The 725-nt window shown below is 60.4% G+C and carries 2 protein-coding genes; both read left to right on the top strand.

Annotated elements, in window-relative coordinates; genetic code table 11:
* Positions 1-494, top strand: a 494-nt coding sequence (locus AC1DY5_RS57700) for a Bug family tripartite tricarboxylate transporter substrate binding protein (protein WP_478123051.1), incomplete at its 5' end; no start/stop codon positions are given.
* Positions 495-518: 24 nt separating this feature from the next.
* Positions 519-725: enoyl-CoA hydratase-related protein (locus AC1DY5_RS57695; protein WP_478123050.1), on the top strand; the 207-nt coding region annotated here is incomplete at its 3' end.

Genomic DNA, 725 nt, shown 5'->3' with positions numbered 1-725 from the left:
CCAGTGCGTCGACAAGGCTTGCGGGGGAACTCTTCCAGCAAGCCGTTGGAGTCAAGCTGACGGGCGTGCCTTACCGGTCGAGCATGTCTGGGCTCACGGAGGTCGCTTCTGGACAGGTTGACCTTATTTTCATCGACGCGCTGTCCGCTGGAGCGTTCTACCAGGGGGGAAAGGTCCGCCCATTGGCAGTTGCGGGCGCGAGCCGGGTCAAGGAACTCCCCGAGGTTCCCTCCGCCGCGGAACTTGGACTCCCCGAGTTCAGCGTGGCGCCCTGGTATGGCGTGTACCTGTCAGCGAAGGTTCCTCAAGCGCTCGCTGATCAGGTTCGCAGCGCGGTATCGCTGGCATTGAATCGCCCGGAGATGAAAGCGGCGATGGAGAAGCGCAACCTCACTACCAATTACCTATGCGGCGATGCGATGAAGTCTTTCCAGAAGGACGACAGCGAATTGTGGCGCCGTGTGACCAAGAAGGCCGGCATCGAACCGCAGTAAATGCAACTTGATAAGGAACTACCCATGACGGAGCGATACAAGCAATTCCCCATCCGGCTCGAGCTAGGCGATAACGGCGTGCTCGAGATGGTCTTCGATGGCCCAATCCTGAACGCTGTGTCGGCGGAGCTTCACCGTGACCTGCCGAAAGTGTGGTCTGTCATTGACGACGATCCGGAGGTCCGGGTTGTTCTGGTGCGCGGCGAAGGACGTGCCTTCTCGGCCGGAGGC

This window comes from Variovorax sp. P4_D9, from assembly GCF_056401695.1.
This window is presented reverse-complemented; position numbering and strand designations above follow the sequence as displayed.